This window comes from Flagellimonas meishanensis (genome assembly GCF_019880545.1).
Taxonomy (GTDB): domain Bacteria; phylum Bacteroidota; class Bacteroidia; order Flavobacteriales; family Flavobacteriaceae; genus Flagellimonas; species Flagellimonas meishanensis.
In genome coordinates, this window is record NZ_JAINVW010000003.1 from 1,056,483 (window position 1) to 1,071,924 (window position 15,442).

Annotated in this window: 13 protein-coding genes and 1 other RNA gene; 9 read left to right on the plus strand and 5 right to left on the minus strand. The window is 44.4% G+C overall.

The window, feature by feature from the left end:
* Nucleotides 1-4 precede the first annotated feature (4 nt).
* The 8 genes from K7G75_RS12760 (at nucleotide 5) to K7G75_RS12795 (ending at nucleotide 10,606) form a co-directional block, all read left to right on the plus strand.
* The gene (locus K7G75_RS12760) at nucleotides 5-1,273 is read left to right on the plus strand and encodes an adenylosuccinate synthase (protein ID WP_222984627.1); all 1,269 of its coding nucleotides are present in this window, start codon (nucleotides 5-7) and stop codon (nucleotides 1,271-1,273) included.
* A 90-nt stretch (nucleotides 1,274-1,363) separates the two neighbouring features.
* A complete protein-coding gene (locus K7G75_RS12765) occupies nucleotides 1,364-3,049 on the plus strand; it encodes an OstA-like protein (RefSeq protein WP_222985031.1) in 1,686 nt (561 codons plus the stop codon).
* On the plus strand, nucleotides 3,049-4,242 hold the full coding sequence (locus K7G75_RS12770) for an aspartate aminotransferase family protein (RefSeq protein WP_222985032.1): 1,194 nt from the start codon (nucleotides 3,049-3,051) through the stop codon (nucleotides 4,240-4,242). Before K7G75_RS12765 ends, K7G75_RS12770 begins: the two co-directional genes overlap by 1 nt.
* An 86-nt stretch (nucleotides 4,243-4,328) precedes the next feature.
* Nucleotides 4,329-5,729 (plus strand): tetratricopeptide repeat protein, encoded by a 1,401-nt coding sequence (locus K7G75_RS12775; RefSeq protein WP_222984628.1) that lies wholly within the window; start codon nucleotides 4,329-4,331, stop codon nucleotides 5,727-5,729.
* Nucleotides 5,730-5,753: 24 nt separating this feature from the next.
* Nucleotides 5,754-6,671 carry a polyprenyl-phosphate transporter gene (locus tag K7G75_RS12780; RefSeq protein ID WP_222984629.1) on the plus strand — a complete coding sequence of 306 codons (918 nt, stop codon included), beginning with the start codon at nucleotides 5,754-5,756 and terminating at the stop codon, nucleotides 6,669-6,671.
* Between the two features lie 18 nt (nucleotides 6,672-6,689).
* Nucleotides 6,690-7,727, plus strand: a complete 1,038-nt coding sequence (locus tag K7G75_RS12785; RefSeq protein WP_222984630.1) for a DUF368 domain-containing protein — start codon at nucleotides 6,690-6,692, stop codon at nucleotides 7,725-7,727.
* Nucleotides 7,681-8,433: a shikimate dehydrogenase family protein gene (locus tag K7G75_RS12790; RefSeq protein ID WP_222984631.1), complete on the plus strand. Its 753-nt coding sequence runs from the start codon at nucleotides 7,681-7,683 to the stop codon at nucleotides 8,431-8,433. Before K7G75_RS12785 ends, K7G75_RS12790 begins: the two co-directional genes overlap by 47 nt.
* 133 nt (nucleotides 8,434-8,566) lie before the next feature.
* Nucleotides 8,567-10,606, plus strand: coding sequence for a DUF349 domain-containing protein (locus K7G75_RS12795; protein ID WP_222984632.1), 2,040 nt, complete (start codon nucleotides 8,567-8,569; stop codon nucleotides 10,604-10,606).
* 84 nt (nucleotides 10,607-10,690) lie between these two features.
* On the opposite strand, the gene K7G75_RS12800 is transcribed toward K7G75_RS12795, so the two are convergent.
* From K7G75_RS12800 to K7G75_RS12820, 5 genes are all read right to left on the minus strand, one after another.
* Nucleotides 10,691-11,104, minus strand: a complete 414-nt coding sequence (locus K7G75_RS12800; protein WP_222984633.1) for a CBS domain-containing protein — start codon at nucleotides 11,102-11,104, stop codon at nucleotides 10,691-10,693.
* Between the two features lie 70 nt (nucleotides 11,105-11,174).
* Nucleotides 11,175-12,746, minus strand: a complete 1,572-nt coding sequence (gene rny / locus K7G75_RS12805) for a ribonuclease Y (protein ID WP_222984634.1) — start codon at nucleotides 12,744-12,746, stop codon at nucleotides 11,175-11,177.
* A gap of 52 nt (nucleotides 12,747-12,798) precedes the next feature.
* A non-coding RNA gene (gene ssrS / locus K7G75_RS12810) (6S RNA) lies at nucleotides 12,799-12,908 on the minus strand.
* A gap of 54 nt (nucleotides 12,909-12,962) precedes the next feature.
* Nucleotides 12,963-13,256 (minus strand): cell division protein ZapA, encoded by a 294-nt coding sequence (locus tag K7G75_RS12815; RefSeq protein WP_222984635.1) that lies wholly within the window; start codon nucleotides 13,254-13,256, stop codon nucleotides 12,963-12,965.
* A 14-nt stretch (nucleotides 13,257-13,270) separates the two neighbouring features.
* Entirely contained in the window at nucleotides 13,271-13,561 is a 291-nt protein-coding gene (locus K7G75_RS12820; protein WP_222984636.1) for a hypothetical protein, read from the minus strand.
* Nucleotides 13,562-13,716: 155 nt separating this feature from the next.
* Here K7G75_RS12820 and K7G75_RS12825 point away from each other — a divergent pair, with 155 nt between their 5' ends.
* Nucleotides 13,717-15,408 (plus strand): M23 family metallopeptidase, encoded by a 1,692-nt coding sequence (locus tag K7G75_RS12825; RefSeq protein WP_222984637.1) that lies wholly within the window; start codon nucleotides 13,717-13,719, stop codon nucleotides 15,406-15,408.
* The last annotated feature ends 34 nt before the right edge of the window (nucleotides 15,409-15,442 follow it).

Consider the following 15,442-nt stretch of genomic DNA (forward strand, 5'->3'; position numbering starts at 1 on the left):
TTTCATGGTAGATTTATTGCTTGGACTCCAATGGGGGGACGAAGGAAAAGGAAAAATCGTTGATGTACTTACCAAGGATTATGATATTATAGCCCGTTTTCAGGGTGGTCCCAATGCAGGCCACACCTTGGAATTTGATGGAATAAAACATGTGCTGCATACCATTCCCTCCGGAATTTTTCATAAAAATGCCATCAACATTGTAGGCAATGGGGTGGTCATAGACCCGGTCATCTTCAGAAAAGAGCTGGATAATCTGAAAAAATTCAACATAGACATTGTTTCCAAACTACTCATATCCCGAAAGGCGCACCTGATTCTCCCTACCCACCGCTTATTGGATGCGGCCTCGGAGGCGGCCAAGGGAAAGGCCAAAATTGGATCTACCCTAAAGGGTATCGGGCCAACTTATATGGATAAAACGGGGAGGAACGGAATGCGTGTGGGAGATTTGGAATTCAGTGATTGGAAGCAAAAATATCGGGCCCTGGCCGATAAGCATGAGGCCATGATCGGTTTTTACAATGTGGACGTGCAATATGATCTTGCCGAATTGGAAACCGAATTCTTTGAAGCCATAGAATCCTTGAGGAAACTTACATTCATCGATAGCGAACAGTACCTTTTCAATGCACAGGCAGAGGGCAAGAAGATTTTGGCAGAAGGGGCCCAAGGTTCCTTGTTGGACATTGATTTTGGCACATATCCCTATGTCACCTCCTCAAATACCACTGCTGCAGGTGCCTGCACCGGACTGGGCGTTCCCCCAAACAAAATAGAGCGTGTGTTCGGCATATTTAAGGCCTATGCAACAAGGGTGGGAAGCGGACCTTTTCCTACCGAACTTTTTGATCAGGATGGTGAGACCATGGGGCGGGTCGGTAACGAATTTGGTGCTACAACGGGCAGGCCCAGACGCTGCGGATGGTTGGATTTGGTAGCCTTGAAATATGCGGTACAGATCAATGGCGTTACCGATCTTATGATGATGAAGGCCGATGTGCTCAGTGGCTTTGACAAAATCAAGGTGTGTACGGCCTATCATTACAAAGGGGAAAGCATAGACCACCTGCCCTATAATATTGAAAGCAACCATGTGACTCCGATCTATACCGAACTAAAAGGTTGGTCGGCAGATCTTACCAAGTTGAACCATGCCACGGATTTGCCCAAGGCACTGAACGATTACATCGCCTTTTTGGAAAAAGAGTTGCAAGTGCCCATCAAAATCGTCTCCGTAGGTCCGGACAGGCTTCAAACCATTCACAGGTAGGTTTCCCAAACCTTTCTAAACGTTTGTGCCACTTGCACTAAAAGTCATACTTTTGGCGAAAATTCCATGGGTTTGAACAGGATATTTTTTATGGTCTGTGTTTTCAATCTTTTGGGTGTTTACGCCCAAGAAGAGTCAGCCAAAACACAAGGCAGACAGATAAACATTGTGTACGGGGCCAACTTTACCAAAGATGAAGCCCAATTTCCCGGTGCATCCATCTTTAACAAGGATGATGAGCGCCAGGTACAATTTGAGCACCAAGGTGCAGACCTATGGTGCGATATTGCCATTTTCTATTCCCAAGAAAACAGGCTGCGGGCCATAGGCAACATACGCCTGCAACAGGGAGACTCCATAGAAATGAACAGCGGTAAAATTGATTATGACGGCAATACCAAACTGGCCAAGGCATGGGAAAAGGTGGACTTGACCAACGGTCAGATGACCTTGACCACCGATACGTTGTATTTTGACAGAGAAAAACAGGAATCCTACTACCGTTCGGGAGGTAAGGTCGTTGATTCCGTAAATGTATTGACAAGCCGGGTGGGCACGTACTTCATGACGCCGAAAAAATACCAGTTCAGGAACAGTGTCCATATCGATAATCCGGATTACATCATCGATTCCGAGCAGTTGGATTACTATACCAATTCTAAAAATGCCTACATGTACGGTCCATCTACCATTACCGGGGAGGAGTATAAAATTTATTGTGAACGGGGCTTTTATGATACCAAGATTGAGCAGGGCTATGGCATAAAGAACACCAAAATCAATTATGACAACAAAATCATTGAGGGTGACAGTCTTTATTTTGATAAGGCCTCGGAGTTTGCCTCTGCGGTAAATAACATTAAAATAACCGATACCATAAACAATGGAGTGATCAGGGCGCACTATGCCGAGGTGCACAAAGCCAAAGACTCGGTTTTTGCTACCAAAAGGGCGGTTTCCATTAGTTTGGTGGAACAAGATTCCCTTTATATGCACGGTGATACCCTAATGGTGACCGGGAAGCCGGAAGAACGCATCCTGAGGGCCTTTAGAAATGCCAAATTCTATAAAACGGACCTGAGCGGTAAATGCGATTCCATACATTTCAACCAGAAAACGGGAATCACCCAATTGATCACCAACCCTATTCTTTGGAATGTGGAAAACCAGATAACCGGGGACAGCATCCACCTCATTTCGGATATGGAAACCGAAAAACTGGATTCCCTCAAGGTAATCGAGAATGCCTTCATCATCTCGTTGGATACCATCAGCAATGAAGGCTATAACCAGGCCAAGGGAAAGAATCTATTTGGAAAATTTATTGACAATGAATTGAAAATCATTGATTTGGTTCAGAATACAGAGGTAATCTACTATGTCTACAATGATGATAATGAGCTGGTTGGGATAGACAAGACCATTTGCAGCAAGATCCGTTTGCTGATGGCCAACAATGACATCGAGGACATCACTTTTTTTGTGAACCCGGATGGTGATATCTTTCCCGAGACCGATTTGCCGGTAGAAAGTAGAAAACTGAAAGGCTTTGTATGGCGGGGAGATGAACGCTTATTGTCCAAGGATGAAATTTTTGATGAGGATGACAACAATATCGTTTTGGCGAAAATTCGGGGCATCGAAAACCCTATCGATATTGATGCTGAGGAGCAAGAACGACAGCAAAATGAAAATGATCCCGTGAACAATATACAGCGTTCCAAAGCGCTTAAGCCCAAAAAACCTGCGATTAAAAAAGCTTCGGCACAGCAATGATCCAAGAAGATTTTTTTACATATCAGGCGCAAACCACGCCACATCCGTTGGGTCTAAAAGTCTCCCGCGCCAAGGGCAGCTATATTTTTGATCAAGAAAGTCATGCGCATTTGGACTTTGTAGCTGGTGTATCGGCCTGTGGCCTTGGGCATTGCCATCCGCGGGTAGTACATGCGATAAAGCAACAGGTTGACCAATACATGCATGTAATGGTCTATGGGGAATTCATACAATCACCGGCGGTGGAATTCACTAAACTTTTGGCTTCCCATCTTCCAGAAAACCTGGAAACCACCTATTTGGTAAACTCAGGTACCGAAGCCATGGAAGGGGCACTTAAGTTGGCCCGTAGATTTACCGGGCGCACTCAGCTAATCGCGTCCCACCACGCCTATCATGGCAATACCATGGGGAGTCTGAGCATTATGGGATTCGAGGAGCGAAAAAGTGCATTCAGGCCATTGGTCCCTGACGTTCGCTTTATTAGTTTCAATAAGGAATCAGATTTGGAAAAAATCACGAAAAAAACTGCTGCCGTGGTATTGGAGACCATTCAAGGGGGGGCAGGATTCATCGTTCCGAAGGACGACTATCTTAAAAAGGTAAGGGAACGCTGCAATCAGGTTGGTGCACTGCTGATTTTGGACGAAATCCAGCCCGGGTTTGGAAGAACAGGAAAGCTTTTCGCCTTTGAACACTATGATTGCGTCCCGGACATATTGGTCCTCGGCAAGGGCATGGCCTCAGGAATGCCTGTAGGTGCCTTTGTGGCATCAAAAGAAATGATGGCCAGCTTGCAGGACCATCCAAAACTGGGCCATATCACCACATTTGGGGGCAATCCGGTCATTGCGGCTGCCAGTCTGGCAACGTTGAAGGAACTCACTGAATCACAGCTTATTGAACAAACCCTAGAGAAGGAAAAACTTTTCCGGCGGCTTTTGGTACACCCTTTGATTAAAGAAATACGGGGCAAGGGATTAATGCTCGCCCTTATTTTGGAAAACAAGGAAATGGTGGATTATCTGGTGCTCACTGCGGCCAAAAAAAGGCTAATTCTGTTCTGGTTGCTATTTGAACCGAAGGCGGTACGAATATCGCCGCCCCTTACCATTTCCATGAAAGAAATAGAGGAAGGTTGCGACCAAATCATGGGTATATTAAATGAGTACAAACCTGCTTCTGTTAACTAATTTGTTGATAACATACCCAAATTTCGGGCTTGAACACCTAGTCAAAGGGTTAATTTTAAGTCCATAGTATAACCAAATACGTTCCTATGGCGTTAGATTCTAACGAATATCCTGATAAATCCATTAGCAAATTTGAGTCCATGCTGAAGACGGATGACGTCTATTTCTTTGATGCGGAGGACTTTGAGGAAATCATTCACCATTACCTGAACATCGGAAAAATATCGCTGGGAAAGAAGGCCATTCAAATTGGTTTGGAGCAACATCCCAATTCCTTGGAACTGAAACTACTACAAGTTGAAGTCCTGACTTTTGAGGATAAATACGAAGCTGCCGAGAAATTACTGGATGAAATTCAACGCATCGATGCCAATAACGAGGAAGTCTATATTCAACGTGCCAACATTTATTCCAAGCAGGACAACCACAAAAAGGCTGTGAATCTGTTATTGGAAGCCTTGCACCTTTCTGAGGATAGTTTCGACATCTATTCCCTATTGGGCATGGAATACCTTTTTATGGATGACTATGACAGTGCCAAGGAGAGCTTTATGAAATGTGTGGAGATGGACGACAGCGACTATTCCTCCCTCTACAATGTGGTCTACTGCTTTGAGTTCATGGAAGATTTTGATGGGGCCATACGGTATTTGAACGATTACTTGGAAAGAAATCCATACTCCGAGGTAGCTTGGCATCAATTGGGCAAGATGTACTATGCTTTGGACATGTTCCCTGAAGCCCTCGCAGCCTTTGACTTTGCCATTATTTCTGATGACACCTTCATGGGTGCCTATTTTGAAAAAGGGAAAGTGCTTGAAAAATTGGGGCGCTACAATGAGGCCGTTGAAAACTACGAAACCACTATTTCCATTGAGGACCCCACTTCACATGCCTATCTACGGATTGGTAAGTGCCACGAAAAGCTGGGAAACACCGATTTGGCGAAATACTATTACTACAACACGGTCCACGAGGACCCTTTGTTGGACAAGGGTTGGTTGGCCATTACCGATTTCTACTATCGGCAAAAGGACTATGAAAAGGCACTTCACTATATCAACAAGGCCATAAATATAGATGGGGAAAACCCTTTATACTGGAAAAAAGCCGCCAAAACCTATATTGCATTGAAAAACCTGGACGAAGCGGATTTCGCATTCAAGCAGGCCGTGGATTTGGGAAATTACGAATTGGATACCTGGCTGGGTTGGGCAGAAGTGTTGAAAAATTTAACCGACTACGCCTCCTCTGCCCAAGTGTTGACCCAAGGGCTTGAATTTTATCCCGAAAGTCCAGAACTGCACTATAAACTTGCTGGGGTCCACTTCAGGAACAAGGAAACCATGGCAGCCAGGGAAAACTTGGTAAAGGCGATGCATGCGGATATGGAGCGGTTGCAATCGTTCAAGGAAGAATTTCCGGAATTTAAAAAGTTCAAGTGGCTTCAAATATTGGTCTCTGAAGTAAAAAAGACCACAACCTAACCAAAGCCATCCTCACCAAAATCCATGAAGTCACGTCAATTGCTTGATTATATAATCATAACCCTAAAAGGCATGGCCATGGGTGCCGCGGACGTGGTACCGGGCGTTTCAGGGGGAACCATTGCATTTATTTCTGGTATTTACGAGGAGCTCATAACTTCCATCAACAATATTGACCTATCCCTTTTTACCACCTTAAAAAAAGAGGGTGTAAAAGCCTTTTGGAAGCAACTGAACGGTAATTTTTTGGTGGCCCTGTTCTTGGGCATTTTTATCAGCGTGCTATCCCTTGCCAAATTTCTCAGTTGGTTGTTGGAGCACCAGCCAATTTTGCTCTGGTCTTTCTTTTTCGGTCTGGTATTGGCCAGTATCATTTTTGTCGGAAAAGAAATAACCCAATGGAACATGGGAACAGGTTTTGTGTTCGTTGCTGGTGCGCTGTTGGCCTACTTCATTACCGTACTCCCCGCCAATGAAAATGTGGACAGTTTGCCCTATCTCTTTTTGTCCGGGGCTTTGGCCGTATGTGCCATGATATTGCCCGGGATATCCGGCGCCTTTATATTGGTCCTATTAGGTTCATACAAAACCATATTGGATGCCGTCCACCAGCGTGATTTTACCATAGTCATGATAGTCGGGGCCGGGGCCGTTTTTGGCCTGTTGAGCTTTGCAAGGCTGCTCAAATGGATGTTCAACCATCACAAGAACCTTACCTTGGCCCTTTTGACCGGATTTATCTTGGGGTCCCTCAACAAAATCTGGCCGTGGAAAAAAGTGTTGGAGAGTAAAATGTTTGGGGAAAAGTCCGTGGTAATAAACGATATGAACGTCTGGCCCACCTCCTTTGAGGGAAACAACCAGTTAATCCCGGCCCTAATACTAGCCATGATAGGTTTTTCGCTTATTTTTATCCTGGAAAGGCTAGCTTCCAGAAAATAGTAAAACCCATATTGGTATATGCGTCAGCCTAGAACATTTCTAGACAAATTCTTTTTGGTAATCAAAGGACTGTGCATGGGTGCGGCCAACAAGGTTCCAGGGGTTTCCGGTGGAATTGTAGCCTTTGTGGGAGGGTTTTATGAAGAATTCATTTACTCTCTTCAAAAACTGAATGGAAAGGCCATCAAACTGCTCTTCAACGGAAGAATAAAGAGCTTTTTACGATACACCAACGCCCAATTTCTTGTCCTGTTGATTTTTGGAATGCTCGTCAGCTATTTCAGTGTTTCCCAAGTGTTGGATTATTTTTTGGAGCGGAAGGAACTGTTTGTCTGGGCCTCTTTTTTTGGTATGATCCTGGGGTCCATTTATTACATTGGCAAAGATTACAAACCTTGGAACCGAAGAACAATCTTTGCAGCCGTTCTTGGGCTGATAATCGGTATTTCCATTAGTTTTCTAAGCCCCGCCAAAGAAAATGACAACCTATTGTTCATATTTTTTTGCGGTATTATCAGTGTGTCTGGGATGACTCTTCCCGGTCTCTCAGGATCATTTATATTGATTCTCTTGGGAAACTATGTGTTGCTGTTGGTAGACTCGGTCAATGCATTGTACGATACCATCAAAGACGTTTTTTCAGGGAATTTTGAGTTTTTGGATAATTCGGAACGTATTGATACCCTCAAGATATTGGCTGTTTTTACCTTGGGATCAGCCACTGGATTGGTAAGCTTTTCCCATATTTTGAGTTTTGTGCTTAAGCACTTCAAAACGACCGCGACAGCGGTAATTTTAGGCTTCATCACAGGTTCGCTGGGCGTGCTCTGGCCATGGAAACGCACCCTGTACAAAGAAGATGCCCTGGGAAATGCCCTTGTGGATTCCAATGGGGATAAAATAATACTCAATTACCAGCGGTACTTTCCCGATTTTGCAGACATGGAAACCTGGTGGGCGCTTTGCTTTGTAGTACTTGGGATCATGGTGCTATTGATATTGGATTGGTATGGAAAAAACAGAAAAGAAAGGAAACCGGTACGGACTGCTAGGTAGGAACATAGCATACTCCTTCTCCAAGGGTTATTTCACTGAAAAGTTTCAAGACTTGGGTTTGGATGGCCACACCTATGAAAATTTTGACATCCCTACAATTTCTGATGTTGAAGGTGTCCTTGGTCAGAAGAGGTTAAAAGGACTTAACGTGACCATACCCTATAAGGAGGAAATCATTCCCTACTTGGACGAGCTGGACCCCATTGCAGAGAAAATAGGTGCCGTGAATACCATCAAATTTACCTCCCGGGGATTAAAAGGCTACAATACCGACGCCTATGGATTTGAGCAAGCCCTGATGCCCTTTTTGAGGCCCCATCATAAAAAAGCACTGGTTTTGGGGACTGGGGGAGCGTCCAAAGCGATATGTTTTGTGCTGGAACAACTCGGCTTAGCTCACATGTACGTGTCCAGGAGCAAAAAGAAAAACCAATTGCACTATGATGAGCTGGATAAAAAAGTCATGCAGACCCATTTGCTTATCATCAACTGTACACCTTTGGGAACATATCCAAATGTTTCGGACAAACCGCCTATACCTTACCAATATATTGGCGAGGACCATCTGCTGTTCGATTTGATCTACAACCCGGCCAAAACCACCTTTCTTACCCTGGGCGAACAGAATGGCGCAGCCATATGCAACGGAGAGTCCATGTTGATCAGCCAGGCCGAGAAGGCTTGGGAGATCTGGAACACCCTCTGATCAGTTTTATATTTTCCCGATTTATCGGCGTCGGAAGAGCTCCGCAATTCCCCAAAAGAAGCATAAATACTTTTGTGAATGGGCAATTTAGTTGTTAACTTGGCTATGCGATCTAAGCAAGAATACACTACTCATGCAGGAAAATGAACAAAAACTTCAGGAATCTGAAGGTGGTATAGACAACAGCTCCGATAAGCTGAGCCCTTCATTGGAAGAAAGCCCCATACCCGCTTCCAATACGTCTGAAAAAGTCAATGAAAAGGACAATCCGGAGCCAAAATTAACGGAAGAAACGGTTTCCAATGATGATGATACCGGAGATGCGGATGATGATGAAAAGGTCATTCAGGAAATCGATGAATCCAACGCGGAAGATGCGGAAGATACTGAAAATGAAAAAAGGCACTACATACCCCTATTGGATTATCATCCCATGCCCATGGAGAACCTGGTCGGGGAATTGCAAAGGCTGGTCAAAAACGAGAAGGTCCAGGCCATTGGCAAACATGTGAGTTCCATAAAACATGAGTTCGACCAAAAATTTCAGGAATTCATCGAGCATAAAAAGGAAGAATTTGTGGCCAATGGTGGCAACGAAATTGATTTCAAGTACAATTCCGTGGCCAAGAGGCAGTTCAATGAGGTATATTCTGAATATCGCGAAAAAAGGGACCAGTACTACAAGCAACTGGAGCACAACCTGAAAAACAACCTTCAGAACCGATTGGAAATCATTGAAGAGCTCAAGGGCCTCATCAATGTGGAGGAAGACATCAACACCACATACAAAAACTTTAAAGATCTTCAGGAACGCTGGAAAAATGCAGGCCCAGTGCCAAGAAATCACTACAACGATGTTTGGCGCACATACCACCATCACATGGAGATTTTTTACGATTTTCTCCATTTGAACCGCGAATTAAGGGATCTGGATTTTAAGCACAATCTTGAAGAAAAAATAAAGTTGGCGGAAAGGGCCGAAAGCCTAGCTGACGAACCCGATCTAAGCAAGGCATTCAGGGAACTGCAGACCCTTCACAAAATATGGAAGGAAGACGTTGGCCCTGTGGCCAAGGAACAGCGTGAGGAAATATGGGAGCGTTTCAGCAATGCCACCAAAACAATCCATCTTCGCAGGCAGGATTACTTCAAGGACATGGAAAAATCCTATGAAAAAAACCTGGAGAAAAAACAAGAAATCATTGCTGCCATTGATGCCATTGCGGACAGTGTTTCCAACAACCATCGGGGTATCCAACAACAGATCAGGGAAGTGGAAGCGCTGCGCGATGCCTTCTTCAAAGCCGGAAAAGTGCCCCAAAGGGTAAATGAGGAAACCTGGTCCTCCTTTAAGGCGACGGTGCGCAAATTCAACAGAAACAAGAACTCGTTCTATAAAAACCAAAAGAAGGACCAGCATACCAATCTGGAAAAGAAAAGGGAATTGCTGAACCGTGCCCTGGCCATAAAGGATAGTGACGATTGGGAAACCGTTACCCCAGAGATGAAGCGCATACAGGGTGAATGGAAGAAAATTGGCCATGTGCCAAGAAAGTACTCCGATAAAATATGGAATGAGTTCAAAAATGCATGCAACCACTATTTTGACCGCCTGCATGCGGAAAAAAACGAGGCCCATAAGGAAGAGTACGAAAATCTTGAGAAGAAAGAGGACTGTTTGACACGTCTCAAGGAATTCCAATTGAGCGGGAACAAGGACAAAGATCTAGAAAGTGTGAAGGCCTTTCTTGAAGAATGGAAAAAATATGGCAGAATTCCATACAACAAGAAGCATGTCAATGGCAAGTTCAACAAAATAGTGGATGCCCTTTTAAAGAAAATCGGTGTAAGCAAACAGGAATCCGAGCTGTTGAAATACGGGAACAAAGTCCAGCAATTGGCCAAGATCGAGGACGAATATGCCATAGGCAATGAACGGGTCTTTGTGAAGAAAAAAATCGACGAGAGCAAATCGGAAATACGGCAATTGGAAAACAATCTTCAGTTTTTCTCCAATGCTTCCGAGGGAAATCCATTGGTACAAGAGGTGGTTGACAAAATCGACAAGCACAAGGCCGCCTTGGAAACTTGGAAGGCAAAGCTTAAAAAGCTCAATATCCTTGAAAACAGATTGAACAAGGAAGCCGAGGAAGACAGCTCTGAAGAGGAATAGGACGCCTTTTCCCCCTTTATTGAACATGGAATACTGGGTAGATGCCCTTTTTGGTAAATATTGACTTGGTTTGGTACCGTTCTTTTATTCCAATAAATAATTGATAAGGTCTGTGGTGGTCACGATGCCAACCAATTCATCGTTTTCTATTACTGGCAATGCATGAAACTCCCTTTTTGATAAAAATTTTGCCACATCCTTGATGGAGGTATCCGGGGATACGCTTACCACATCGTGCACCATCACCTGGGGAAGGCTGAACATTTCATAGACCTCATCATCCAAAGACTCGCCATCCAAACTCAGGGCATCAGCAAAGCTGATTCGCAGCAGGTCGGTATAGCTCAGCATACCAACAACATGTTTATCCTTTACCACGGGAATGTGCCTTATGCGATTTTTTTTGAAACGCTCCTCCGCGGTGACCAAACTGTCACTTAAACTTAAAGTGATCACGTTCTTGGTCATGATCTCTGAAACGGGTGTCGTCTTCTTCATCTTGGAATGGATTTAATACTCCAATGAAGTTAGCCCGTTTCACTTGGGAAAAGCATGATATTTATCAGGATTATTTGGCAACGTTCACCGAGCGCGTTTCCCTGATAACGGTGACCTTTACTTGACCTGGATACGTCATGTCGGTTTGGATTTTTTGTGAAATTTCAAAGGAAAGCTCAGCGGCTTTATCGTCGCTAACCTTATCACTCTCCACAATCACACGGAGCTCCCGCCCTGCCTGGATGGCGTATGCCTTTTGCACCCCATTGAAGGCAAAGGCTATATCTTCCAGATCCTTCAGTCGCTGGATATAGGAATCCAGCACCTGTCTGCGTGCTCCGGGGCGAGCCCCACTAATGGCATCACAGACCTGCACTATCGGGGAAATCAAGGTGGTCATCTCTATCTCGTCGTGGTGGGCGCCGATTGCGTTGCAGACTTCTTTCTTCTCCCCATATTTTTGGGCCCATTGCATCCCTAGGATGGCATGGGGGGTCTCAATCTCTACTTCGGCCATGGGCACTTTGCCTATATCGTGCAAAAGCCCTGCCCGCTTGGCCAACTTTGGGTTCAATCCCAATTCAGCTGCCATAACACCACAGAGTTTGGCCACTTCCCGAGAATGCTGCAATAAGTTTTGGCCATAGGATGAACGGTATTTCATTCGGCCCACAGCCTTTATCAATTCTGGGTGCAGACCGTGTATGCCAAGATCGATCACGGTACGTTTGCCAATTTCGGCAATCTCCTCATTGATTTGCTTCTCGGTCTTTTTTACAATCTCTTCAATGCGTGCAGGGTGTATTCGCCCATCGGTCACCAAACGGTGCAACGATAAACGGGCCACTTCCCTCCTAACCGAATCAAAACAGGAAAGTATGATGGCCTCTGGGGTATCATCAACAATGATCTCCACACCCGTAGCGGCTTCCAAAGCTCTAATGTTACGTCCTTCACGACCTATTATGCGTCCCTTTACATCATCGGATTCCAGATTGAACACAGACACACAGTTTTCCACTGCTTCTTCCGTTCCTATGCGCTGAATGGTATTGATAACTATTTTGCGGGCCTCTTGTTGTGCCGTTAGTTTTACCTCTTCCAGCGTGTTCTGCAAATAGGCCATGGCATCCGTTTTGGCGGTTTCCTTCAAAGATTCCATTAATTGGCTCTTGGCATCCTCGGCAGACAAACCAGAAATGACCTCCAGCTGTTGTACCTGGCTCTTGTGGAGTTTTTCCAACTCGGACTGCTTTTTTTCCAGGATCTCGTTCTTATAGGTAACCTCTCTTATCTGCTCCTCCAGCCGTTCATTCAGTTTCTTGTTTTTGGAGAGTTCACTGCTCACCTGTGATTCCTTATCGCGGGTTCGCTTTTCGGTCTCCAAAATCTTCTTATCCTTGCTGATGATGACCTTTTCATGCTCGGCCTTTAATTCAAGAAATTTTTCCTTGGCCTGGAATATTTTGTCCTTTTTTATGTTCTCCCCTTCCTTTTTGGCTTCTTTGATGATGTCCGCTGCCTCCTTTTTTGCATTGGCAATGGTCTTGGTCGCCTTGCCCTTCTCCATGATCTTGGCAACGGCAAAGCCGATTGCAAGACCGACCAGTGCAGCTATTCCTATTATGATATTAGTATCCATTTTTGGTGATATTTGGTTATAAAAAAAGCCCACATTGGGCGAAGTCTTGTGCAAACTCCAAATTACAGGTTTAGGGCTAACAGGCTGCTCAAGAATCCCTATACGGGTAGGGCCCGCTTTTACAACCTAAACTCACCCTCTTTAATTATAATCGTGTTGAGTTTGTCAAAAATATATTACCAATGTGGGCAGTAACAATATACTATTTTAAAGAACTTATTCTCCAAGTTTGGAATGCACCAAATCGTCAAGTGCCCTAAGGCGTTCCAACGCTGTTTTGGTGTTTTCGGAACTGTCTATTCCGCCTTGCTCAATTTTTGATGCAAACTGTAAGGCACACATGGCCAATACATCCTGTTTGTCCCTAACGGCATAGTTTTGCTCAAACTTTTTTGCCAAATTCTCAATGTTCTTGGCCGCTTTCCGCAATCCTTCCTCCTGCTTGGGGTCTATCGTCAAAGGATATACCCGGTCCGCTATGGAAAGCTTAATTTTGAGCTTCTCGTCCATAATTCTGGTACAAACTAATCTGCAAGCTTTGCTATGCAAACATCCAGTTCGCGAATCAATGTATTTATCTTGAGCTTAGCTTCTGTTTTACTCGTTTTACTACCCAGCATTGTGTTTGCCATTTTCAAGGAATTGTACTTTTCTTCCCATTCCTGCACAGCGCTCTCCTTAAGTTGGGTTTCCTCTTTGGCGAGGTTCAATTCTTCTTTTAACTTGGTATTGGCCTGGTGCAAAACTTCCAATTTGTGCAACAGCTTGCTAACCTTGTTCTCCAAAGAATCCACAATCTCAACAAGTTCGCTCATATGCAAACATCAATGCGTATTGAACAAATTTAACGATACTGGGGTAACTTCACAATACTTTTATGGATTATTATTCCAGTTTTGACTTAAGTTGCACAATCCTTTTTTCATAAATCAAAACATTGGTTACTTTCGTAAGTAATTAGAAATACCTTATGCGTCTTACCCTGTCTGGACTTCTATTTTTGTTCTCCCTTGCCATTGTTGCCCAAGAAAAGTACCCCACGGATGCCTTCGGACCTCCTTTGAACGTTCCGTTGATACTTGCCGGGACTTTTGGCGAACTGCGTTCCAATCATTTTCACTCCGGAATAGATATAAAAACCCAGGGCAGGGAGGGCCTGCCCATAATTGCCATTGCCGATGGGACCGTTACGCGGATCAAGGTTTCCCATTGGGGGTATGGCAAGGCCCTTTACGTGGCGCATCCCAACGGATACACTTCGGTATATGCACACCTCCAAAAATATGGGCCCGGGATTGAGGAGTATGTAAAAAAGGCACAGTATCAAAAACAAGCGTACGAGGTGGAACTTTTTCCGGATTATGGCGAATTAAAGGTCTCCAAGGGAAGTACGATTGCCTTTTCCGGAAATACAGGAGGTTCCTCGGGGCCGCATCTCCATTTCGAGATCAGGAGCAGCGTCACCGAAAAACCCACCAACCCGCTATTATATGGCTATGATATCAGGGATGCCACCAACCCAACCCTCTCGGGACTTTTTGCATATCCCCTGGGTGAAAATACAGTAGTTAATAAAAGTGCGGAAAAAGTCCAGTTAAATTTCACCAAACAACCGGATGGTTCCTTTTTGGCCGATAAAGTTACCGCCAACGGGACCATTGGTTTCGGTTTCGATGGCTTCGACCGTCAGGACATGGCCGCCAACAAAAATGGGGTTTATGCAGTAAAGCAGGTGGTGAACGGAAGGGTATATACGGAATACGATTTTGAGACTTTCTCCTTTGGAGAAACGCTCTATATCAACACATTGATTGATTATGATCATTTTGGAAAATTTAGACAACGTATCCAAAAATGTTTTAAGGAACCCTATAATCGCCTGGCCATCTACAAAACGCTCTACAACGATGGTAAAATTGATATTAGGGAAGGTCTTTCCTATAATGTGGAACTATTCATTTCGGATATTGAGGGAAATGAGATAAAAGTGTTGATTCCGGTGGAGGGTAAAAGTGAGTGGGCGCAAATCCAAAAAGAACAAGTCCCAACTTCGGACTTTGTGTTTGCAGGCAAACCCAGCAGTTTCGATTTGGGTGCCGCAAAGGTGTATTTTCCTGCGAACACGTTTTATGAGGACTTTCCAATACAACTTCAAAAAGGAAACGACACCATCACCGTGCATAACAATACCGTGGCGGCACATCGCAATTTTACCATCAGTTTTGATGCAACCCGGTTTACGCCAGAAGAAAGAAAACAGCTTTTCATAGCCAGGCTGGACGAAAATCTGAGACCCTCACATTCAAAAACCTACAAACGGGACGATTCCTTCACCACCAGAACCCGTAAATTGGGCACCTATACCTTGGCCAAGGATACCATTGCCCCTACAATTGTTCCAAAAAACTTTAAAGAGCGCCAGTGGCTTACCAATTACCGATATTTGAGCGTTTCCATAACGGACGACCTAAGCGGAATAAATTCGTACAACGCTTGGTTGAACGGGGAGTGGATCCTAATGGAATATGAACCAAAGACCAATACCATTACCTATAATTTTGATGATGATGTTGCCAAAGAAACGCAATGTGAGCTTCGAATCGTCGTTACAGATAATGTAGGCAATTCCAGTACTTTTACCAGTACCTTCTTCAGAAAATAACGTTTTGACCGACCCTCGCGCCATACTGATCCTT

What these genes read in the sequence shown, in the direction of transcription:
- K7G75_RS12815 (WP_222984635.1), bottom strand. Translation starts at nt 13,256, where the DNA reads ATGGACGAGAAGCTCAAAATTAAGCTTTCCATAGCGGACCGGGTATAT.
- K7G75_RS12800 (WP_222984633.1), bottom strand. Translation starts at nt 11,104, where the DNA reads ATGAAGAAGACGACACCCGTTTCAGAGATCATGACCAAGAACGTGATC.
- rny (WP_222984634.1), bottom strand. Translation starts at nt 12,746, where the DNA reads ATGGATACTAATATCATAATAGGAATAGCTGCACTGGTCGGTCTTGCA.
- K7G75_RS12785 (WP_222984630.1), top strand. Translation starts at nt 6,690, where the DNA reads ATGCGTCAGCCTAGAACATTTCTAGACAAATTCTTTTTGGTAATCAAA.
- K7G75_RS12760 (WP_222984627.1), top strand. Translation starts at nt 5, where the DNA reads ATGGTAGATTTATTGCTTGGACTCCAATGGGGGGACGAAGGAAAAGGA.
- K7G75_RS12780 (WP_222984629.1), top strand. Translation starts at nt 5,754, where the DNA reads ATGAAGTCACGTCAATTGCTTGATTATATAATCATAACCCTAAAAGGC.
- K7G75_RS12825 (WP_222984637.1), top strand. Translation starts at nt 13,717, where the DNA reads ATGCGTCTTACCCTGTCTGGACTTCTATTTTTGTTCTCCCTTGCCATT.
- K7G75_RS12820 (WP_222984636.1), bottom strand. Translation starts at nt 13,561, where the DNA reads ATGAGCGAACTTGTTGAGATTGTGGATTCTTTGGAGAACAAGGTTAGC.
- K7G75_RS12795 (WP_222984632.1), top strand. Translation starts at nt 8,567, where the DNA reads ATGCAGGAAAATGAACAAAAACTTCAGGAATCTGAAGGTGGTATAGAC.
- K7G75_RS12790 (WP_222984631.1), top strand. Translation starts at nt 7,681, where the DNA reads ATGGAAAAAACAGAAAAGAAAGGAAACCGGTACGGACTGCTAGGTAGG.
- K7G75_RS12765 (WP_222985031.1), top strand. Translation starts at nt 1,364, where the DNA reads ATGGTCTGTGTTTTCAATCTTTTGGGTGTTTACGCCCAAGAAGAGTCA.
- K7G75_RS12775 (WP_222984628.1), top strand. Translation starts at nt 4,329, where the DNA reads ATGGCGTTAGATTCTAACGAATATCCTGATAAATCCATTAGCAAATTT.